The organism is Microvirga sp. 2TAF3, from assembly GCF_052114965.1.
Classification (GTDB): Bacteria; Pseudomonadota; Alphaproteobacteria; order Rhizobiales; family Beijerinckiaceae; genus Microvirga.
In genome coordinates, this window is the sequence record NZ_JBFRFT010000001.1 from 306,140 (window position 1) to 325,498 (window position 19,359).

Annotated in this window: 20 protein-coding genes; 3 read left to right on the forward strand and 17 right to left on the reverse strand. The window is 63.9% G+C overall.

Translation table 11 applies throughout. The features are described from left to right. Nucleotide 1: 1 nt before the first annotated feature. The 7 genes from AB4Y97_RS01375 to AB4Y97_RS01405 all read right to left on the reverse strand — a co-directional run bounded on the left by AB4Y97_RS01375 (nt 2) and on the right by AB4Y97_RS01405 (nt 6,271). Nucleotides 2–949: an ornithine cyclodeaminase family protein gene (locus AB4Y97_RS01375; RefSeq protein WP_441997197.1), complete on the reverse strand. Its 948-nt coding sequence runs from the start codon at nt 947–949 to the stop codon at nt 2–4. 110 nt (nt 950–1,059) lie between these two features. Next, complete coding sequence (locus AB4Y97_RS01380; protein ID WP_441997402.1) at nt 1,060–1,410, reverse strand: lipopolysaccharide assembly protein LapA domain-containing protein; 351 nt, start codon at nt 1,408–1,410, stop codon at nt 1,060–1,062. Between the two features lie 16 nt (nt 1,411–1,426). Further along, complete coding sequence (ihfB, locus tag AB4Y97_RS01385; RefSeq protein WP_441997198.1) at nt 1,427–1,735, reverse strand: integration host factor subunit beta; 309 nt, start codon at nt 1,733–1,735, stop codon at nt 1,427–1,429. Nucleotides 1,736–1,761: 26 nt separating this feature from the next. Then, complete coding sequence (gene sppA, locus AB4Y97_RS01390) at nt 1,762–2,724, reverse strand: signal peptide peptidase SppA (protein WP_441997199.1); 963 nt, start codon at nt 2,722–2,724, stop codon at nt 1,762–1,764. 370 nt (nt 2,725–3,094) lie between these two features. Further along, nucleotides 3,095–3,502: a YkvA family protein gene (locus AB4Y97_RS01395; RefSeq protein ID WP_441997200.1), complete on the reverse strand. Its 408-nt coding sequence runs from the start codon at nt 3,500–3,502 to the stop codon at nt 3,095–3,097. A gap of 118 nt (nt 3,503–3,620) precedes the next feature. Then, entirely contained in the window at nt 3,621–5,321 is a 1,701-nt protein-coding gene (gene rpsA / locus AB4Y97_RS01400; RefSeq protein WP_441997201.1) for a 30S ribosomal protein S1, read from the reverse strand. A gap of 323 nt (nt 5,322–5,644) precedes the next feature. Beyond that, nucleotides 5,645–6,271 (reverse strand): 2-hydroxychromene-2-carboxylate isomerase, encoded by a 627-nt coding sequence (locus tag AB4Y97_RS01405; RefSeq protein ID WP_441997202.1) that lies wholly within the window; start codon nt 6,269–6,271, stop codon nt 5,645–5,647. A 218-nt stretch (nt 6,272–6,489) separates the two neighbouring features. Between AB4Y97_RS01405 and AB4Y97_RS01410 the strand changes: the two genes are divergently transcribed. Then, entirely contained in the window at nt 6,490–7,722 is a 1,233-nt protein-coding gene (locus AB4Y97_RS01410; RefSeq protein ID WP_441997203.1) for an argininosuccinate synthase, read from the forward strand. A gap of 104 nt (nt 7,723–7,826) precedes the next feature. On the opposite strand, the gene AB4Y97_RS01415 is transcribed toward AB4Y97_RS01410, so the two are convergent. Beyond that, nucleotides 7,827–8,627 (reverse strand): hypothetical protein, encoded by an 801-nt coding sequence (locus AB4Y97_RS01415; RefSeq protein WP_441997204.1) that lies wholly within the window; start codon nt 8,625–8,627, stop codon nt 7,827–7,829. A gap of 593 nt (nt 8,628–9,220) precedes the next feature. Between AB4Y97_RS01415 and AB4Y97_RS01420 the strand changes: the two genes are divergently transcribed. Beyond that, nucleotides 9,221–10,357 carry a site-2 protease family protein gene (locus AB4Y97_RS01420; protein ID WP_441997205.1) on the forward strand — a complete coding sequence of 379 codons (1,137 nt, stop codon included), beginning with the start codon at nt 9,221–9,223 and terminating at the stop codon, nt 10,355–10,357. A gap of 13 nt (nt 10,358–10,370) precedes the next feature. Here the strand turns inward: AB4Y97_RS01420 and AB4Y97_RS01425 are convergent, their stop codons facing one another. Then, a complete protein-coding gene (locus tag AB4Y97_RS01425; RefSeq protein WP_441997206.1) occupies nt 10,371–10,832 on the reverse strand; it encodes a YybH family protein in 462 nt (153 codons plus the stop codon). Between the two features lie 192 nt (nt 10,833–11,024). Between AB4Y97_RS01425 and typA the strand changes: the two genes are divergently transcribed. Further along, entirely contained in the window at nt 11,025–12,854 is a 1,830-nt protein-coding gene (typA, locus tag AB4Y97_RS01430) for a translational GTPase TypA (protein ID WP_441997207.1), read from the forward strand. A 202-nt stretch (nt 12,855–13,056) separates the two neighbouring features. Here the strand turns inward: typA and AB4Y97_RS01435 are convergent, their stop codons facing one another. From AB4Y97_RS01435 to ubiB, 8 genes are all read right to left on the reverse strand, one after another. Beyond that, nucleotides 13,057–13,302 carry a hypothetical protein gene (locus tag AB4Y97_RS01435; protein WP_441997208.1) on the reverse strand — a complete coding sequence of 82 codons (246 nt, stop codon included), beginning with the start codon at nt 13,300–13,302 and terminating at the stop codon, nt 13,057–13,059. Nucleotides 13,303–13,334: 32 nt separating this feature from the next. Continuing rightward, entirely contained in the window at nt 13,335–13,703 is a 369-nt protein-coding gene (locus AB4Y97_RS01440) for a hypothetical protein (RefSeq protein ID WP_441997209.1), read from the reverse strand. 82 nt (nt 13,704–13,785) lie between these two features. Beyond that, nucleotides 13,786–14,475 carry a glutathione S-transferase family protein gene (locus tag AB4Y97_RS01445; protein ID WP_441997210.1) on the reverse strand — a complete coding sequence of 230 codons (690 nt, stop codon included), beginning with the start codon at nt 14,473–14,475 and terminating at the stop codon, nt 13,786–13,788. 148 nt (nt 14,476–14,623) lie between these two features. Continuing rightward, the gene (cysK, locus tag AB4Y97_RS01450) at nt 14,624–15,586 is read right to left on the reverse strand and encodes a cysteine synthase A (RefSeq protein WP_441997211.1); all 963 of its coding nucleotides are present in this window, start codon (nt 15,584–15,586) and stop codon (nt 14,624–14,626) included. 76 nt (nt 15,587–15,662) lie between these two features. Beyond that, nucleotides 15,663–16,112 carry an RrF2 family transcriptional regulator gene (locus tag AB4Y97_RS01455; RefSeq protein WP_441997212.1) on the reverse strand — a complete coding sequence of 150 codons (450 nt, stop codon included), beginning with the start codon at nt 16,110–16,112 and terminating at the stop codon, nt 15,663–15,665. Further along, nucleotides 16,109–16,576 (reverse strand): dUTP diphosphatase, encoded by a 468-nt coding sequence (gene dut, locus AB4Y97_RS01460; RefSeq protein ID WP_441997213.1) that lies wholly within the window; start codon nt 16,574–16,576, stop codon nt 16,109–16,111. Before dut ends, AB4Y97_RS01455 begins: the two co-directional genes overlap by 4 nt. Then, the gene (gene coaBC, locus AB4Y97_RS01465; RefSeq protein ID WP_441997214.1) at nt 16,573–17,784 is read right to left on the reverse strand and encodes a bifunctional phosphopantothenoylcysteine decarboxylase/phosphopantothenate--cysteine ligase CoaBC; all 1,212 of its coding nucleotides are present in this window, start codon (nt 17,782–17,784) and stop codon (nt 16,573–16,575) included. The genes dut and coaBC overlap by 4 nt, the downstream gene beginning before the upstream one ends. Nucleotides 17,785–17,787: 3 nt before the next feature. After that, nucleotides 17,788–19,359 (reverse strand): 2-polyprenylphenol 6-hydroxylase, encoded by a 1,572-nt coding sequence (gene ubiB, locus AB4Y97_RS01470; protein WP_441997215.1) that lies wholly within the window; start codon nt 19,357–19,359, stop codon nt 17,788–17,790.

The window sequence follows — 19,359 nt, forward strand, 5'->3', positions numbered from 1 at the left end:
GCTACGATGTTTGCGGCAGATGGCGCCACACCAGCATCGCCGCAGCCAGATCCTCCAGGGCGGCTCCGACCGATTTGAACAGGGTGATCGCGTCATCGGCTCTTTGCGGTGAATTGCGACAGAGATCGAAGAGATCGCCTTTCACATGACTCTCGGCAATCGCGCCACTCTTGAGGGCGAGCGCCACGTCGCCGCCCTCGCTCTTGGCAGCGTGTGTGTCCACGTAGATTTCGGCCTTGCGCAAAGCCTCGTCGTCGGCCTCGCGCATACTCAGATTAAAGGCGCCGACGAGATCGAGATGGGCGCCCGCCTTCAGCCACGCGCCCTTCACGATGGGCTCGGCCGACAGGGTAGCGCAGGAGACGAGGTCCGCTTCGCGCACCGCGCCCTCGAGATCGGTCACGGCGGTGACCGGCAGGCCTTCCGCTTGAAGCCGCGCAGCCAGATCCCGCGCCCTTTCCGGACGGTGGTTCCACAGGGCCACTTCCCGGATCGGGCGCTGGCTCATATGGGCGCGGATCAGGAAGGGGGCGAGGGAACCGGAGCCGATCATGACCATGCGGCTGGCGTCCTGTCGTGCCAGAAAGCGCGCCGCGAGCGCCGAAGCCGCGGCCGTGCGCCAGACGGTGAGTCGCGTGCCGTCGAGGGCCGCGCGGGGCTCTCCCGTCGCGCCGTCCATCAGCAGATAGGTGCCGAGAACGCTCGGCAGATTTTTGGCTCCGTTGTCAGGAAACACCGAGACCACCTTCACGCCGACGAAGCCGCCTTCCGTGGCGGGGCCGGTCCAGGCGGGCATGAGCAGGAGCGTACCGTGGCTGCCTGCGCGTTCGATCTCGTGGTGATGGCGAACCGGGGTGACGATGCCCCCGCGAAAGGCTTCGCTTAAGGCATCGATCAGGGCGGGAAAGGTGAGAGCCCGATCGATTTCGGCGGAGGTGATGACGCGCATTAAGGGCCTAGGGCGTTTTTCGTAAAAGTGGGCTTCCGGTTTTGCGAAAGAAAACGCGTCCCTTCAAGACAATTGAGCTTTCCTCATGAATTCGAGTTCATGAGGAAAGCTCAGTAGGACGGGGTCTGCGACGGCGGCAGGGCCGGCAGGGAGGAGGAGCTCCGAGTCTGCGACCGCAGGCGCTCGGTCTCGTTACGCAGGTGATTTACCTCGCGGCGGAACTGGCGGCGGGCGCGGCGGTGCTTGCCCTGCGCGAGCCACGTGGCCGTGCCGCCGATCACGATTCCGACCATGACGGCGGCGAAAATGATGGCGAAGAGCGGAAGCTGCGTCGCGAATTCCGGCGCATCCTGGGAAAAGGGATCGAGCGACAGCATGACCGGAGAGCGGTTCGCGACCGCGAGCAGCACGATCAGGACCGCGATCGGCAGGAGGATGAGCGCCTTGAGAAAGCGAATCACAGACAATCCTCTCCTTTTATTGGGCTGCCGTCTTCAGGGCTTTCGGCGACGTGTTGAGGCGCTGGCGCATCTCCTTGCCCGTCTTGAACACGGGCACGACCTTCTCGGAGATGTCGACGGACTCGCCGGTGCGGGGGTTGCGGCCGGTACGGGCATCCCGCTTCTTGACCGAGAAGGCCCCGAAGCCACGCAGTTCCACCCGGTCGCCACGGGCAAGGGCATCGGCGATGGTGTCGAGAATCGCGTTCACGATGTTCTCCACGTCTCGCTGATACAAATGCGGGTTCTGCTCGGCGATTTTGAGCACCAGTTCGGATTTGATCATTGGGCTGTTATATCTTTGATGCGGCTTTACTTTTCGGAAGGGTGCCAGACCGCCAGGAGACCGTCAAGCTGGGCAGCCTGGACGCCCGTGGCCGCCCGACGGAAGGAATCGGCCACGCTTTCGAATCCTAGCAGGTCGGCGCTGGTGGCCGCCCAGGCAAAGATCGAGAAGTCCCGTTCGCCGCGCGGTCTCCAATCGCGCACGGGGAGATTCGGATGCACGCCCTTTTCCCGCTCGAGCCAGGCGATGGCATCCCGTTCGCCGCCGATCGCGTCGACGAGCTTCAGGGGCACGCCCTGGTGGCCGCTGAAGATCTGCCCCGTGGAGACGGTGGCCAGTTCCTCATCGCTCATGTGCCGACGCTCGCGCACCAAACGCTTGAACCAATCATAGGTGTCGTTGACCACCAGCGTCAGGGCGGCGCGCGCTTCGGGGCTGGTGGGCTTGAAAGGGCTGGGCTCGGCCTTGAGAGGCGCGGACTTCACCTCCTCCACCTTCACGCCCACATGGCCGAGAAGGCCGGAGAGATCCGGATACTGGAACAGCACGCCGATGGAGCCGACGAGGGAAGTCTCCCGGGCGACGATGTGGTCGGTGGCGATGGCGGTGATGTAGCCGCCAGACGCCGCTGTGCCATCCACGAAGGTCACGACCGGCTTCCTCTCGGAGAGTCGCCGGATGTTGCGGAAAAGCTCCTCGGAGCCGGTGGTGGTGCCGCCGGGGCTGTTGATGGAAATGACGACGCCGGAGACGGACTTGGCCTTGCCGACCCGATCCATGAGATCCGCCAGCCGCTGGTTGCCGGCGATGAATCCGTGGATGGAAATGCGTGCGACATGGGCCGAACCGCCGAAGCCCAGGCGGTTCGCGGCCGTATAGCCTAAGGCGACGATGGCAGCGATGAGGGCCAGGAACCCGGTCACGCGCCAGAAGGTCAGTTTGCGGCGCAGGCGGCGGCGGTCGGCGATGGCTTCGGCGTCGATGGACATCGGTCTCGTCTCTCGATTCTGGCAATCCGGGCGAAAGGCGGCACCCTATCCCGATTTTCGGTTTCGTCGAACCCGAAAGCCGGCAGAAGGTTTCACAGGGGGCCATTTTCCCGCAACCGGGCATCCTGTCCTAGGAAAAGGCTTATGGTAGAGGCAGATAGGGCGGCAAGGCGCCGAGCCAATAAAGATCTCGCCTTCCGCAACATGATCGGGACAAGAGGCCTGCGGTCGCCCGCCAGGATCATCGGCCATCGCATTCTAGAGCATCGTGCGCAAAAGTGGCCCCGGTTTTGCGGCCACACGATGCTCTCGCCAAAAGAGAAAGCATCGGATGATCCTAAAAGTGGAAGCCACTTTCAGGTCCGAGGCTTTAGGAAATCGTCCGAGGCCAGAAGAACCAGAGCAGAAGCGCCGCCGCCAGGAACCATAGAACGACGATCGCCCAGGCAGCGGCCCTGCTCATCGGCCGCTCTGCCCGCATCCGTGCCCCGGCCCGAAATTCGTCCATCAGGACAGGCGGAATCAGCCTGACCGCGAGCAGGATGCCGAGCGGCACGAGGATCACATCGTCGAGATAGCCGAGCACCGGAATGAAATCGGGAATCAGATCGATGGGGCTCAGTGCATAGGCGGCGACCGCCATGGCGACGAGCTTGGCGTGCCAGGGCACGCGTGGGTCGCGCGCCGCAAGATAGAGCGCGACGATGTCGGTCTTGATGGCCCGGGCCCACCCGCGAAGGCGAGCCAGGAGGCCGGTATCCTGCGTCGAGTACTTCATCGATCCCGTCTGAAAGCCCGATGCTGGCCCATAAAAAACCCGCGCGAGGGACCCGCGCGGGTTCTGAAGAGAAGTCCCCGGATCAGGTCCGGGGACGATCAGACCGTTACCGGCCCGATCACTTCTTGTCGGTGCGGGCCTTGAGGGCGGCACCCAGGATGTCGCCGAGCGAGGCACCCGAATCGGCCGAGCCGTACTGCGCCATGGCTTCCTTCTCCTCCGCGACCTCGAGGGCCTTGATGGAGAGGGTGACGCGGCGCGCCTTGCGGTCGAACTGGGTCACGCGGGCATCGACCTTCTCGCCGGCGGCGAAGCGCTCGGGGCGCTGGTCGGCGCGATCGCGCGCAAGCTCGTTGCGCTTGATGAAGGTGGAGAGGTCGGTATCGACGATCTTCACCTCCAGGCCGCCGTCCTTCACCTCGAGAACCTCGCAGGTGACGACCTGGCCCTTCTTCAGCTCGCCGGCTTCGGCGAAGGGATCGCCGCCCAGCTGCTTGATGCCGAGCGAGATGCGCTCCTTCTCGACGTCCACGTCGAGAACCTGAGCGCGCACCATGTCGCCCTTCTTGAAGTCGTCGATGACCTGCTCGCCCGGACGGTTCCAGTCGAGGTCCGAAAGGTGGACCATGCCGTCGACGTCGTTCTCGAGGCCGATGAAGAGACCGAACTCGGTCTTGTTCTTCACTTCGCCTTCGACTTCCGAGCCGACGGGATGCTTCTCGGCGAAGGCCTCCCACGGGTTCTGAAGCGTCTGCTTCAGGCCCAGCGAGATGCGGCGCTTCACCTGATCGACTTCGAGGATCACGACCTCAACCTCCTGCGAGGTGGAGATGATCTTGCCCGGATGAACGTTCTTCTTCGTCCAGGACATCTCGGAGACGTGGATCAGGCCTTCGATGCCCGGCTCGAGCTCCACGAACGCACCGTAATCGGTGATGTTCGTGACGCGGCCCTTCAGCTTGGCGCCGACGGGGTAGCGGGCGGCGATGCCTTCCCACGGATCGGCCAGGAGCTGCTTGATGCCGAGCGAGATGCGGTGCGTGTCGTGGTTGATCTTGATGATCTTCACCTTGACCGTCTGGCCGATGTTTACGACCTCGGACGGGTGGTTCACGCGTCTCCACGCCATGTCGGTGACGTGCAGCAGGCCGTCGATGCCGCCGAGATCAACGAACGCACCGTATTCGGTGATGTTCTTGACCACGCCGTCGATGACCTGACCCTCTTCGAGGTTGGCCACGAGCTCGGAACGCTGCTCGGCGCGGCTCTCTTCGAGAACCGTGCGGCGCGACACGACGATGTTGCCGCGGCGGCGGTCCATCTTGAGGATCTGGAACGGCTGAGCCACGCCCATGAGCGGGGTGACGTCGCGCACCGGACGGATATCGACCTGGGAGCGCGGCAGGAACGCCACGGCGCCGTCGAGATCGACGGTGTAGCCGCCCTTTACCTGGTTGAAGATCACGCCGTTGACGCGCTCGTTGGCCTCGAAGGCCTTCTCGAGCTTCACCCACGATTCTTCGCGGCGGGCCTTGTCACGGGAGATGACGGCTTCGCCCAGCGCATTCTCGATGCGCTCGACATAGACCTCGACCTCATCGCCGACCTTCAGTTCGCGGTCGCGGTTGGGGCCGGCAAATTCCTTGAGGGCGACGCGTCCCTCGGTCTTCGCGCCGATATCGATGACCGCGACGTCTTTCTCGATCGCGACCACCTTGCCCTTCACGACCGAGCCTTCGCTGATCTCGTTCGTACGGAAGGATTCTTCGAGCAGGGCCGCGAAATCTTCACGGCTCGGCTGTTGCAAAGCTGCAGACATAGGTTCTCCTGAATGGCCCAATCAAAGGGGCAACGCCGGCGGCTCGTGTTAAGGGCCGCTTCCATCCGCCGCTGCCAGGGACGCCCCATCCGGGCCAGATCCAAGGCATGCCGCTCAAAGAGCGGGCCGGCGTATCATCGACGGATGAAAACGCTTTGTCCGTCAGGATTTGAGGAACACCGCCAGGGCACGCTAAAACGCACCCTCCACGCTCTTACCGTCAAAGTCTTGTCGGATGGGCGTTCTTTTATCGCGTTTCGCCCCGAATAACAAGCTTTCCGGACCAGGCGCGCACGAGCCATGGGGCGGGCATTACATGGGCGTTACATGGGAAAGTCCGACCGCCGCGCTCGCCCGCCCGCCCATTCGAGGGCCCGCTCGAGCCGGTCGTTGCCCCAGAACAATTCCCCGTCCTCGGCCAGGAAGGTAGGAGCGCCGAAAATGCCGCGAGACTGGGCAACCTCCCCGACCCGGCGCAGGCGGGTCTTGTTGGCCTCCGTTTCGGCCTCCTCCAGGACGGAAGCCGCATCGATGCCGAGCCCGGTCAGGATCTCGGCCAGGAGGGCAGGATCGCTGATATTGCGGCCCTTGCCGAATTCCGCGGCGAAGACCGCCCGGGTGAAGGCGGGCGTCCAGCCCCGATCCGTACCGACGAGGGCGACGCGCGTGGCCAGCAGGCTGTTCTGGGGAAAGGGGTTGGGTTTGCAGAACGGGATGCGCAGGCGGGCAGCCTCCCGCTCCATGTCGCGCCACATATGGCGCCCCTTGGCGGGGTAGAGATTGAAAGGCGAGGAGGTCCATCCCTGAGCGCCGAAGATCGGGCCGAGCAAAAAGGGCCGCCAGAGCAGGCCCACCCCCGCCGCCTCGGCCGCCTCCTCGATGCGCATGGTGGCGAGATAGGAATAGGTCGAGGCGAAATCGTACCAGAATTCGAGAATGGGCCGGCGCATCGGGAATGCCTCTCGTCGTCGAGGTCCGTGGATCCGGTCGCGAACAGCAGTTCTTGAGCCGGCTCACTCCGGATACGGCTCCCTAGCCTATCACGGCTTTTTCGGGCAGCTGCGCCATTTCCGGGCGGGGATGCCGTGGGTGCATATCAAATCCCAGGTTGCGCCGCCCAAGCTTCCGTTCTAAGTCGCGCATATCCTGTCACCTTGGAATCCCTGCTATGGCTGAAAAGCGCGTGAACAAGGTCGTGCTCGCCTATTCCGGCGGTCTCGACACCTCGATCATCCTCAAGTGGCTGCAGACCACCTATGGCTGCGAGGTCGTGACCTTTACCGCCGATCTCGGCCAGGGCGAGGAGCTGGAGCCGGCCCGCAAGAAGGCTGAACTCCTCGGCATCAAGCCCGAAAACATCTTCATCGAGGACCTGCGCGACGAATTCGTGCGCGACTACGTGTTCCCGATGTTCCGGGCCAACGCCCAGTACGAGGGTCTCTACCTGCTCGGCACCTCCATCGCCCGCCCGCTGATCGCCAAGAAGCAGATCGAGATCGCCGAGAAGGTCGGCGCGGACGCGGTCGCCCACGGCGCCACCGGCAAGGGCAACGACCAGGTGCGCTTCGAGCTCGGCTATTACGCCCTGAAGCCCGACGTGACCGTCATCGCCCCCTGGCGCGAATGGGACCTGCGCTCCCGCGAGCAGCTCATCGCCTTCGCTGAAGCGAACCAGATCCCGATCGCCAGGGACAAGCGCGGCGAGGCCCCGTTCTCCGTCGACGCCAATCTCCTGCACGCCTCCTCCGAGGGCAAGGTGCTGGAAGACCCGGCGGCCGAGGTTCCGGATTACGTCTATTCGCGCACCAACGATCCGGAATCGGCCCCCGACAAGCCGACCGTGATCTCCATCACCTTCGAGAAGGGCGATCCGGTCGCCATCGACGGCAGGAAGATGGGCCCCGCCGACCTTCTGGCCAAGCTCAACGAGCTCGGCCGCCTCAACGGCATCGGCCGTCTCGACCTGGTGGAAAACCGCTTCGTCGGCATGAAGAGCCGCGGCATGTACGAGACCCCCGGCGGCACGATCCTGTATCTCGCCCATCGCGGCATCGAGTCGATCACCCTCGACCGGGGCGCTGCTCACCTCAAGGATGAGCTGATGCCGAAATATGCCGAGCTGATCTATAACGGCTTCTGGTTCTCGCCGGAGCGCGAGATGCTCCAGGTCATGATCGACAAGTCCCAGGAATTCGTCACCGGCGAGGTCAAGCTCAAGCTCTACAAGGGCGGCGTCCATCTCATCGGCCGCGAGAGCCCCTACTCGCTCTACGACCAGGACCTCGTGACCTTCGAGGAAGGCGCCGTCGCCTACGACCACCGCGACGCCGCCGGCTTCATCAAGCTCAACGCGCTCCGGCTGCGGACGCTGGCGCAGCGGAAGAAGAAGCTGGGGCTGTGAGGTCAGTACAACGTCATGGCCGGGCTTATCCCGGCCATTTACGTCTTAGAAGCAGCGATCCAAATACGTTGATGTTTGTCACAAGGCCGAGCATGGCGCAGCGGCTATCGAAATTTTTTATTGTACTCGGAAATTACGCTCTCCAAATTGTTACGCTGAAATGAATCCTCGTAAGTTACAGTTGTAACCAAGATTTCGTCGTTTTTTCCTACAACTACTGACCCAAGAGCATTTGTATAATCATCATCGCTAGCATGTTGATGCATGTGGACAATAAGTCCATCGAAATAAAATCTGAAGATAGGTATTTTTCGCTCCGAATTGTTTTCGACAGCGGGAATAGTCTTCACATTTGCAACTGGGGCATAGTTATGAATCATGCCTATCGTTGAGAGCTGAATAAGAGAGGCAGGATAAAATGATATAGGATCAGAATCTCCTGCCAATATCATTACGCGAAGTTGTTCTAGATCCTGTCGAGATAATGCGATCTCTGAGAATTCAAATCGCTGAGTTACTGCCGCGCGCCAAAGAAGACTCAGGAAGAATAATCGGAGACGCTTTGTATCTATACCCTTGATTATCCGTATGCCCCAAGATGTACCTTCGAAGGGCTGATGTCCCTCTGTAAGAACTGTCATTGGCCCCCAGCCGCTCCAAACGAGGCGGTGTTTCCTCATTTCAGTAATGGCCCATGTATCCAGTGCAGTAAGTATGTCTTCTCCCGCCTGCGTTACGAGATGTTTGTCATACCAACTATCCCAACGACGTTCGGGCAATTTTCCAGAGCCATATTGAATGAGTGGTGCTCCTGCTACAGCAGGGCGCGTCAATGCTTTTGGAATTAAGTGTGAGGCTATGAGCTTACCGTTCTTGCCCGTAAGCTTGCAGATTCCCTGACTCAATTTGCGTCCCTAACCTCAAAGCTAGTTTTGGAGACTAACCCAGACTTTTGGGTCTCGCATAGTCAGTTTGTTCTATTTTTGTTCTTGACAATCGTCCTAGCCTTGGCTATGTCTTGGCCTGTCCCGACCCACCGAGGGGCGCGCTCGCGAGGCGTCGTGATTGTGGGGTCGGGCACGGTCTCGCGGAGAAGGTCACGCAACCTGCTCCGGCGGGAGGCCCAGGCTGTTGTGGTTGGGCTCGCGGTTGGTCCGCGACCGCCCGCTTGTTGTAACAAGCGGTGTCCGTCGCGGGCAGCGTGTGAGCCGGCGTCGCCTGTCCGCCTAAACAAACCGTGCGCGAGGTGCCATCCGGCTCTTCCCCCTCTCCCTTCCATCATCGAGCCGGACCGCACGTCGCGCCTCCCTCGATCACCGTCCAGGCTTGGGGCATTCCTGCCCCGAGCCCGAAGGCGCTTGCCTCACGCTCTTTGACAACCCAGCTGTGCCGTTGCGACCGTATCGATCACTCTGCGACAGCGCAGATGCGTCTCTTCACCTTCCGAACCGGCCCCACCGCCCTACCTCAAGGTTCGAAGCCGCTCGCGGAGATCCCCATGCTCTGGTCCATTCCGGTCGGGCGCATCGCCGGGACGGTGGTGCGCATTCATGTGACCTTTCTGCTGCTCCTTGTCTGGATCGGCGCGGCGCAATGGCAGCGCGGCGGGCGCGAGGCGGCTATCGATGGGGTGCTGTTCATCGTGCTCCTCTTCGCCTGCGTTCTCGCGCATGAGTTCGGACATATCCTGACCGCGCGGCACTATGGCATCCGCACCCCGGAGGTGACCCTCTGGCCCATCGGCGGCATCGCCAGTCTGGAGCGCATTCCCGACAAGCCGCGGGAGGAGCTGATCGTGGCTCTGGCGGGGCCGGCCGTGAACGTCGCGATCGCGGTGGTGCTCATTCTGGCGCTCGGTGCGCGCCTGAGCGGGGCCGCCATGGCCGAGATGGACAATCCTCATGCCGGGCTGATCGCGCGGATCGCCGCCGCCAACATCATCCTCGTCCTGTTCAACCTAATCCCCGCCTTCCCGATGGATGGCGGGCGGGTGCTGCGCGCGCTGCTTGCCATGCGCATGAACCATGTCGCGGCGACCCGTCTCGCGGCGCGGATCGGCCAGGGCGCGGCTTTCGTCTTCGCCCTTGTCGGCCTGTTCGTGAATCCGATGCTGATCATCATCGGCCTCTTCGTCTATCTCGCGGCCACCGCCGAATCCCAGCACGTGGCCTTCCAGGATGCGACCCGGGGACTGCCCCTGCGCTCGGTCATGATGAGTTCCGTCGAGACGCTCTCGACCTCATCGACCCTGAACGACGCGGTCGATCTGATGCTCCGCACGTCCCAGAAGGAATTTCCCGTCGTGGACGGCTCCGGCAGACCGCAGGGTCTCCTGACCCGGGAGGGCCTGATCATGGCCCTGCACCAGGGCGGCCCGGCGACGCCGGTCCTGGGAGCGATGACGCGGGACGTGCCGACGGCTCTCGACCGGCAGCCCTTCGACACCGCCGTCGCCCTCCTCAACAAGGCGAAGGCTCCGGCGCTCCTCGTCGTCGACGATGCGCAGAAGCTCGTGGGGCTTCTGACGCCGGAGAATATCGGGGAGATGATGATGGTGCGCAGCGTCCGCCCGGACTGGCGCTTCTACGGCCGGCGGTCCTACCTCCCGGGTCCCATTGGCACGAGCCGGGAATGACGGACAGGCCGTTTTACGGTTTCTGGACCTCTTGCGGTGTCGTCCCGCCGCCGTCGAGCACGAATTTCCACGAGCCGTCGGGCTGCTTCTTCCAGATGGTCACATAGACCCCGTGAGACTTGATCTCGCCGCCGTCCCGCACCTTGTAGCGCCCGAACGTGTAGCCGAGATCCTGGCTCTGGGCGATTTCCGCCTTCAGTGGCTCCCAGCTCAAGGGCGAGCCGGGCACCTTAGAGAACGCGTCGACCAGCTCGCTTTTGCCGAGAAGGGGCATGTTGCCGGGGCGGATCATGGTCGGATTCTCGGCCGAATAGGCGATGAAGGCTTTGCCCATCCCATCCTGCTGGGCCATTTCGTTGAAAGCCTTATCGGCATCGATCAATTGCTGGGCTGACATTTTTTCTTCTGCCATGGCGTTGAAGGCGGAGAGCAGGCAAACCCCTGTCGCAATTGCGGTTTTTCGGAGCGGGCGCATCGTTTTCTCCCTTTATTGAAATCTTATAACAACTCCCGAAGCATCCGCCTAGGGTCAGATCCGATGACGCAGCCCTATTGCCGCCGCCCGCTCATCACTATATTGCAGTGCAATCAATTTCCGCCCGGTTCGAGCCAGGGGCGCGGGGACATCCACCGCGAGCCGGGCTGCTTTGCTTTGAAAGACCCCCTTATGAAACTGCGCAATATCGCCATCATCGCCCACGTCGACCATGGCAAGACGACCCTCGTCGACAAGCTTCTCTCCCAGTCGGGAAGCTTCCGCGAGAACCAGCGCGTGGAAGAGCGCGCGATGGACTCGAACGACCTCGAGAAAGAGCGCGGCATCACGATTCTCGCCAAGGCGACCTCGGTCGTCTGGAAGGATACCCGCATCAACATCGTCGACACCCCCGGCCACGCCGATTTCGGCGGCGAGGTGGAGCGAATCCTGAGCATGGTCGACGGCGCCATCGTTCTTGTGGACGCGGCCGAGGGCCCGATGCCGCAGACCAAGTTCGTGGTGTCCAAGGCCCTCAAGATCGGCCTGCGCCCCATCGTCGCCATCAACAAGATCGACCGGCCCGACGCACGTCATCAGGAAGTCATCAACGAGGTGTTCGACCTCTTCGCCGCGCTCGACGCCACCGACGAGCAGCTCGATTTCCCCATCCTCTACGGCTCGGGCCGCAACGGCTGGATGGCGAAGTCCCCTGAGGGCCCGAGCGACCAGGGCCTCGCGCCCCTGTTCGATCTCGTGCTCGAGCACGTGCCCCCGGCCAAGACCGAGGAAGGCCCTTTCCGCATGCTCGGCACCCTGCTCGAAGCCAACCCCTTCCTCGGCCGCATCGTCACCGGCCGCATCAGCTCCGGCTCGGTGAAGCCGAACCAGGCGATCAAGGTACTCGACCGTGAAGGCAACGTGGTCGAGACGGGCCGCGTGTCAAAGATCCTCGCCTTCCGCGGCCTGGAGCGTCAGCCGATCGAACTGGGTGAAGCCGGCGACATCGTCTCCATCGCAGGACTCGTCAAGGGCTCGGTGGCGGACACCTTCTCGGCGCTTGAGAACGACATTCCGATCCAGGCCCAGCCGATCGATCCGCCGACCGTCACCATGTCCTTCATCGTCAACGATAGCCCGCTTGCCGGCACCGAGGGCGACAAGGTCACGAGCCGTATGATCCGCGATCGCCTGTTCAAGGAAGCGGAAGGCAACGTGACCCTCAAGATCGAGGAAGCGGCGGACAAGGACTCGTTCTACGTCTCCGGCCGCGGCGAATTGCAGCTCGCCATTCTCATCGAGACCATGCGCCGCGAGGGCTTCGAGATCGCCGTGTCGCGTCCCCGCGTGGTGATGAAGAAGGACGAGGCCACGGGCCAGCTTCTCGAGCCGATCGAGGAAGTCGTGATCGACGTGGACGAGGAGCATTCCGGCGTCGTGGTGCAGAAGATGTCCGAGCGCCGTGCCGACATGGTGGAGATGCGCCCGTCCGGCGGCAACCGCCAGCGTCTCGTGTTCTACGCTCCCACCCGTGGCCTCATCGGCTATCAGGGCGAGCTGATGACCGATACGCGCGGCACCGCCATCATGAACCGCCTGTTCCACGCTTACGAGCCCTACAAGGGCGAGATCGCAGGCCGCCGCAACGGCGTGCTGATCTCCAACGACCAGGGCGAGGCTGTCGCCTACGCGCTGTGGAACCTGGAAGATCGCGGCCCGATGATGATCGAGCCCGGCTGGAAGGTCTATCAGGGCATGATCGTCGGCGAGCACAACCGCGAGAACGATCTCGAGGTGAACGTGCTGAAGGGCAAGAAGCTCACCAACATCCGCACCACCTCGAAGGACGAGGCGGTGCGCCTGACGCCGCCGATCCGCATGACGCTGGAGAAGTCGCTGGCCTGGATCCAGGACGACGAACTCGTCGAGGTAACGCCGAAGTCGATCCGCATCCGCAAGGCGATCCTCGACCCGAACGACCGCAAGCGCGCCGAACGTTCGAAGGAAGCCTTGAGCGCTTAAGAAGCCTCAAGCCTTTCGAGAAATGAATAGGCCGCCCTTGAAACCGAGGGCGGCCTTTTTTCGTGACGGGCCTCAACCGTCATTCCGGCCGAAGCGCAACGGAGAGCCGGAATCGCATGCGACAGGGAAACGCCAAGAAAAACACGTTTCCGGCTTCCGCCTTACGGCTCCGGGATGGTGGACCGCACGCCTGTTCCGACGCTCAGCCGCTGGTGGAATCCGTCGCGTCGCATTCTCCCGCTTCCGGCAGGGTGCCGGCGCCGGGAGTCGCCTGGTCGCTGGTCAGGCCGGGTTTTGCGTGCGGACCCGCGGCCGGGAGCTTCCTGGCCTCGCCCGGATCGCCAGGGCGCCGCTCGTTCTTTTCGGTTGCTAGGTCCGCCTTGGGATCCGACTGCTCGGTGGGCCCGGTATCCTGCTGGCTGTTGTTTCCATAACCGGCATAGCCCATGGGAATTCTCCTGTGATCGATCCAGAAGGCACTCAGCCCGGACGGTGACGACGCTCCTTCGCAGGATCGCCCGTGCCCTTGCCGGTAGTAGCGCGCTCGATGGCCTCAGCGGTGGCATCCTTGTCCTTCGGAGAAAGGCTGGCATCGCTCAGGTGTTTCGTCGTCTGCGGGGTCTCGGCGGCCGTCAGGTCGGAATGACCCTCGTCCCGGTTGCCTGCGCCGCCCATGGACTGGCGATAAGCGTAAGCCTCGCCGCCGGGTTCGTCCCACACCTTGCGCATGGTGTCGTTGGCCTCGGGGCCCTTGTTCGACGTGTCGGCAACGCCGCCGCCGCGCTGCTCGTTGCGGATTTGATCCGCCGTCTGGTTCTTCAATGAATGGGGTACGTGCCTGTCCGCCATCGCAAACTCTCCTTGAAACAAGTCTTTCAAGGGGAACCCGGCGGAGGGGGTAAGGTTCTGGCCAAGCTCTCCGTTCGATCAGTCAGACGGAGGCCAAGCCTTTCATGAAGTCCGGAAGAGGGCGGCCCTCGGAGACGAGGAAAGCCGCCATGGCCCCGGCAACCTGCCTCACGGCCGGGCGGGCCGTGATTCTCGCGCGCCAGCGGAGCAGCCCCGGAGTGGCCTCGGTCATGCCCGCTCCCATGCGCGCGCCGAAAAGCTGCGCCATGTAGAAAGCGATATCGGCGAAGGAGTAGGGCCCGGCGAGATAGTCGCGCCCGTCGAGCTGCCGCTCCATCTCGCCATAGAAGCGGGCGGCCTGGTCGCGCGCAGCGATCGCGGCGGGATCCTCAGGCGTATCCTGCAGGCCCATCAGCCGGATGATGGGCGGGAAGTAGACCTCGTCCGATTTATGCTCGATGAGGCGCGCCCGCGCCCGCTCCGCCGGGTCTGCCGGCCAGAGCGGCGGGTTGGGCGCGACATCTTCGAGATATTCGAAGATCTGGGTCGAATCGAAAATCTCCAGATCCCCATGGATCAGGACCGGCACCTGCCGCTTGGGATTGATACGCAGCACCTCGGGATGTTTCGGCTCGTACAACCGCTTCATCTCGAAGGGCACCATGACGAGTTCGAAGGCGAGCCCCTTCTCCAGGGCGGCGATCTGCGCCTTGGCCCCGAACATGCTCAAAGGACCGGAGAACAGGCGCATCGGGGCATCGGGCGCAATCATGGTATTCCTTTCGTCAGAGCATGATCCGAGCCCGGGGCCACGTCAGCGAAACGCAGACCCCGGTTTTCTGAAAAGATCAGGGCCCGCCATCATAGACAAAAGAAAAGGGCAGCCGCAGCCGCCCTTTCGTAACGTCCACATGGAAAGCTCAGAGCCCCTCGAACAGGGCGCTCGAAATGTAGCGCTCGGCGAAGGAGGGCGCGACGGTGACGATGCGCTTGCCCTTGAACTCGGGCCGCGCCGCGATCTCGAGCGCCGCCGCCACGTTGGCGCCGGTGGAGATGCCGCCGGGAATGCCCTCGAGCTTGGCGAGCTTGCGCGCGATGTCGAAGGCGGTCTGGTTGCCGACCGTCACCACGTTGTCGATGACCGAGCGGTCGAGGACGTCCGGCACGAAACCTGCGCCGATGCCCTGGATCTTGTGCGGGCCGGGTTGGCCGCCGGAGAGAACCGGGGAATCCTCGGGCTCGACCGCGATGATCTTCAGGTTCGGCAGGCGGGGTTTCAGCACCTGGCCGACGCCCGTCATGGTGCCGCCTGTGCCGACGCCGGCCACGAAGGCGTCGAGCTGGCCGTTGGTGTCGTTCCAGATCTCCTCCGCCGTCGTCCTGCGGTGGACCTCCGGGTTCGCCGGATTCTTGAACTGCTGCGGCATCACCGAATTCGGGATTTCCTGCAGAAGCTCCTCGGCCTTGGCGATGGAGCCCTTCATTCCCATGGGGCCGGGCGTGAGCACCAGCTCCGCACCGAGATAGGCCAGCATCTTGCGTCGTTCGAGGGACATGGTCTCCGGCATGACCAGGATCAGCCGGTAGCCGCGCGCGGCCGCGACGAAGGCGAGCGCGATGCCGGTATTGCCCGAGGTCGGCTCGATCAGGGTCGCGCCGGGCTTGATATGACCCGCAGCTTCCATGGCCTCGATCATGCTGACGCCGATACGGTCCTTCACGCTCGAAATCGGGTTGAAGAACTCAAGCTTGACGAGAATTTCGGCGTCGACGCCGCTCTCTTTCGGCAGGCGGTTCAGGCGAACGAGGGGCGTGTTGCCGATGGTCTCGGTGATGGAACCATAAATGCGGCCGCGGCCCGGCTTGTTGGCAGTGTCAGCCATGAAATTCTCCTCAAGGGTCAGGGTGGCTATTTATTCCTTTTAGCGTCTCATGTCGATAAATAGATTATATCACATACTAAATTGTGAAATCTACGGATGGCATCGGCTCGACAGCCGCCTCGGCCTGCGCCTGATGACAGAGGTCGTCCACGGTGACCCGATCCAGTTCGGCGAGGAACGCCTCGGTCCCCCGCCTGACCACGGGCGCGATGACGGTTTCGGCCAGGCGCGATTCAGGCAGGGGCGAGCCGCTTTCGTCCTCGCCTGCCGTCATGGCGACGCGGACGATCTCGCCCGCCGTGATCCGCCGCCGCTCGCGCGCCAGCTCGTAGCCGCCGCGCGGCCCGCGTACGCCTTTCAGAATGCCCTGACGGACGAGAGCCTGGAGGACCGGCTCGAGATGGCGGGGCGGCAGGTTGTGCCGGGCGGCAAGCGCCTTGGCGGAAACCGGCATCGGCCGGGCATGAAGCGCGATATCCGTGACGGCGGCGATGGCGAGCAGCGAGCGGCGCGACAGGAAATTCATCGGCCTCTCCCCGCAAGCCCTGTCGATCCGAAGCCCGCGGCCGCGCGCGGCGTCTCGTCGACGGCCTCGACCGCGATCGGCTCGACCATGGTCACGGGCGCGACGACCATCTGCGCGATACGCATGCCGCGCGTGATCGTGAAGGGCTTCTGCCCGAGATTGACGAGAAGCACCTGCACCTCCCCGCGATAATCCGCATCGATGGTCCCCGGCGCGTTCAGCACCGTCACCCCATGCCTGAAGGCAAGCCCGGACCGGGGGCGGACTTGCGCCTCGAAGCCCGGCTCCAATTGAATCACGAGCCCGGTCGGCACGAGGACCCGCGCCAGGGGCGCGAGAACGACAGGCGCATCGTCCGGATTGGCGGCGATCAGATCCATCCCCGCCGCCCCCGCCGTCTCATAACGGGGAAGCGGCAGATCGCCGGCATGGGCAAGACGCCGGATGCGAAGCAGATGGCTCATGGCTTCGCGCCTCCCGCCATTTGGCCCAGGCGCGCGATCAGCTTTTGCGCAACCTCGCTCTTCGACAGGGTCGGCCAGGTCTCGACGCCCGAGGCCGTGACGAGATGCACCGTGTTGCTGTCGCCGCCCATCACGCCCGTCCCCACCGAGACGTCGTTGGCGACGATGAGGTCGCAGCCCTTTTTCACAAGCTTCTGCTTGGCATGCTCGATCACGTGTTCCGTCTCGGCGGCAAAGCCCACCATCAGCGGCGGACGGCCCTCGTTGCGACGGGATATGGTGGCGAGAATGTCCGGGTTTTCGGTAAGCGAAAGCTCCGGCAGCTTTCCGCCGTTCTTCTTCATCTTCTGCTCGCCCGCATGGGCGACGCGCCAATCGGCGACGGCGGCGGCGAAGATGCCGATATCGGCGGGGAGAGCCTTTTCCACAGCGGCGAGCATCTCGCGGGCGCTTTCCACATGCAGGGTGGCGACGCCCGCCGGATCGGGCAGATCGACGGGTCCCGAGACCAGCGTCACCCGCGCACCGGCCTCCGCCGCGGCGCGGGCGATGGCATGGCCCTGCTTGCCTGAGGAGCGGTTGGCGATGTAGCGCACCGGATCGATGGGCTCATGGGTCGGCCCCGACGTGACGAGAACATGCTTGCCGGCAAGCGGGCCGGAAGGCGCGAGAAGCGTCTCGATGGCGGCGACGATTTCCAGCGGTTCGGCCATGCGGCCGGGGCCCGTTTCCGCCTCCGCCATGGCACCCTCGTTCGGCCCGACCACGTGAACGCCGTCGGCTCGGAGCGTCGCGAAATTGCGCTGCGTCGCCGGATGCAGCCACATGCGCACATTCATGGCGGGCGCGATCAGGATCGGCAGCGTGGTGGCGAGCAGCACCGTGGAGGCGAGATCGTCCGCATGGCCGCCCGCCATCTTAGCCATGAGATTGGCGGTGGCCGGCGCGACGACGATGGCATCCGCATCGCGAGCGAGGCGGATATGCCCGATATCGGCCTCGTCCTCCCGGTCGAACAGATCCGTATGGGTGCGCTGGCCCGAAATCGCGGAGGCCGCAAGCGGCGTGATGAATTGTTGCGCGCCCGCGGTGAGGATGCAGCGCACGGACGCGCCACGCTCGCGCAGGCGGCGGATCATGTCGAGGGACTTGTAGGCCGCGATCCCGCCGCCGATGACGAGGAGGATGCGTTTGCCCGACAGCACCATCGTTCAATAACCTCTTATCACGATGATCATCAGCGACAGCGCGATGATCCACAAGGCCACCGAACCCCAACGATTGCTGCGCGCCTCGGCGCGACCGATGGCGGAGACGCTTTCCGTATCGAGCGTCATGCCGCCTGCCGTCATGTCCTCGATCTGGCCGAGGACGCGCCGGGCGCGAAGAGCCATGTCCGGCAGGTCGGCGGCGACGCCGACGAGCGTCATGAAGCCGGCGCCCGCTTCCTCGATGCGGCCGATGGGGCCGAGATTGCGCTCCATCCATTCGCGCACCACAGGCTCGGAAGTGGTCCACATGTCGAGCCGAGGATCGAGATTGCGGGCGACGCCTTCGACCACCACCATCGTCTTCTGCAGCATGACGAGTTCGATGCGGGTCGCCATGTCGAACAGGGACGTGATCTCGAAGAGCAGAGTGAGCAGCTTCGCCATCGAGATCTCGTCGGCCCGCCGGTCGTGGATCGGCTCGCCGATGGCGCGGATGGCCTGCGCGAAATCCTCCACCGAATGGTGCGGCGGCACGTAGCCCGCCTCGAAATGCACCCGCGCCACGCGCAGGTAATCGCGGCGGATGAACCCGAGAAGGATTTCGGCGAGGAAGCGCCGCTCCTTCATGCCGAGCCGGCCCATGATGCCGAAATCGACGGCGGCGAGGCGGCCCTGCCCGTCGACGAACAGGTTGCCGGGATGCATGTCCGCGTGGAAGAACCCGTCGCGAATGGCGTGGCGCAGGAAGGACTGGATGATCGTGCGCGCCAGCGCGACACGGTCGAAGCCTGCCGCCTCGATGGCGGCGATGTCGTTGAGGCGGATGCCCTCGATCCAGGTGATGGTGAGCACGTCGCGGGCGGTGAGGTCCCATTCGGGTTTGGGCACCCGGAAATCAGGATCGTCCTTGGTGTTCTCGCCAAGCTCCGACACCGCCGCCGCTTCGAGACGCAGATCCATCTCGACCGCGACGGAGCGGGCCAGCGCCTCGACGATCTCCACGGGCTTGAGGCGCTTCGCATCGGGCACGACGCGCTCGAACAGGCGGGCTGCGGCGCGCATGGCCTGGAGATCGCGGGCGAATCCTTCGCGCACGCCGGGGCGCACCACCTTCACCGCGACGGTTTCCAACCCCTCCGGCGTGCGGATGACGGCCTTGTGCACCTGGGCGATGGAAGCGGCCGCGATCGGCTCGCTGAATTCCAGGAAAAGCTCGTCGATCGGACGGCCGAGCGCCAGCTCGACCATGCGCACCGCCTCCTTGCGCGGGAAGGGCGGCATCCGGTCCTGCAGGAGTTCCAGATCGCGCGCCGCCGCCGCGCCGACGATGTCGGGCCGCGTCGCCAGGAACTGGCCGAATTTCACATAGGAAGGCCCGAGGCGGGTCAGAGCCGCCGAGAGCCGGGCTGCGCCGTCTCCCGCCTGCGGCCGCTCGATGATGCGGGCGAGGCGCAGCACGATCCGGGCGGCCGGCGGCAGGGCGCTCGGATCGACCAGCGACAGCGCGCCCTCGCGGGCCAGGACGAAACCGGCGCGCAGATTGCGGAAGAAATGGACGAGGCTGCCGATCAC

What these genes read in the sequence shown, in the direction of transcription:
- AB4Y97_RS01375 (WP_441997197.1), bottom strand. Translation starts at nt 949, where the DNA reads ATGCGCGTCATCACCTCCGCCGAAATCGATCGGGCTCTCACCTTTCCC.
- ihfB (WP_441997198.1), bottom strand. Translation starts at nt 1,735, where the DNA reads ATGATCAAATCCGAACTGGTGCTCAAAATCGCCGAGCAGAACCCGCAT.
- sppA (WP_441997199.1), bottom strand. Translation starts at nt 2,724, where the DNA reads ATGTCCATCGACGCCGAAGCCATCGCCGACCGCCGCCGCCTGCGCCGC.
- AB4Y97_RS01395 (WP_441997200.1), bottom strand. Translation starts at nt 3,502, where the DNA reads ATGAAGTACTCGACGCAGGATACCGGCCTCCTGGCTCGCCTTCGCGGG.
- rpsA (WP_441997201.1), bottom strand. Translation starts at nt 5,321, where the DNA reads ATGTCTGCAGCTTTGCAACAGCCGAGCCGTGAAGATTTCGCGGCCCTG.
- AB4Y97_RS01405 (WP_441997202.1), bottom strand. Translation starts at nt 6,271, where the DNA reads ATGCGCCGGCCCATTCTCGAATTCTGGTACGATTTCGCCTCGACCTAT.
- AB4Y97_RS01410 (WP_441997203.1), top strand. Translation starts at nt 6,490, where the DNA reads ATGGCTGAAAAGCGCGTGAACAAGGTCGTGCTCGCCTATTCCGGCGGT.
- AB4Y97_RS01420 (WP_441997205.1), top strand. Translation starts at nt 9,221, where the DNA reads ATGCTCTGGTCCATTCCGGTCGGGCGCATCGCCGGGACGGTGGTGCGC.
- AB4Y97_RS01425 (WP_441997206.1), bottom strand. Translation starts at nt 10,832, where the DNA reads ATGCGCCCGCTCCGAAAAACCGCAATTGCGACAGGGGTTTGCCTGCTC.
- typA (WP_441997207.1), top strand. Translation starts at nt 11,025, where the DNA reads ATGAAACTGCGCAATATCGCCATCATCGCCCACGTCGACCATGGCAAG.
- AB4Y97_RS01435 (WP_441997208.1), bottom strand. Translation starts at nt 13,302, where the DNA reads ATGGGCTATGCCGGTTATGGAAACAACAGCCAGCAGGATACCGGGCCC.
- AB4Y97_RS01440 (WP_441997209.1), bottom strand. Translation starts at nt 13,703, where the DNA reads ATGGCGGACAGGCACGTACCCCATTCATTGAAGAACCAGACGGCGGAT.
- AB4Y97_RS01445 (WP_441997210.1), bottom strand. Translation starts at nt 14,475, where the DNA reads ATGATTGCGCCCGATGCCCCGATGCGCCTGTTCTCCGGTCCTTTGAGC.
- cysK (WP_441997211.1), bottom strand. Translation starts at nt 15,586, where the DNA reads ATGGCTGACACTGCCAACAAGCCGGGCCGCGGCCGCATTTATGGTTCC.
- AB4Y97_RS01455 (WP_441997212.1), bottom strand. Translation starts at nt 16,112, where the DNA reads ATGAATTTCCTGTCGCGCCGCTCGCTGCTCGCCATCGCCGCCGTCACG.
- dut (WP_441997213.1), bottom strand. Translation starts at nt 16,576, where the DNA reads ATGAGCCATCTGCTTCGCATCCGGCGTCTTGCCCATGCCGGCGATCTG.
- coaBC (WP_441997214.1), bottom strand. Translation starts at nt 17,784, where the DNA reads ATGGTGCTGTCGGGCAAACGCATCCTCCTCGTCATCGGCGGCGGGATC.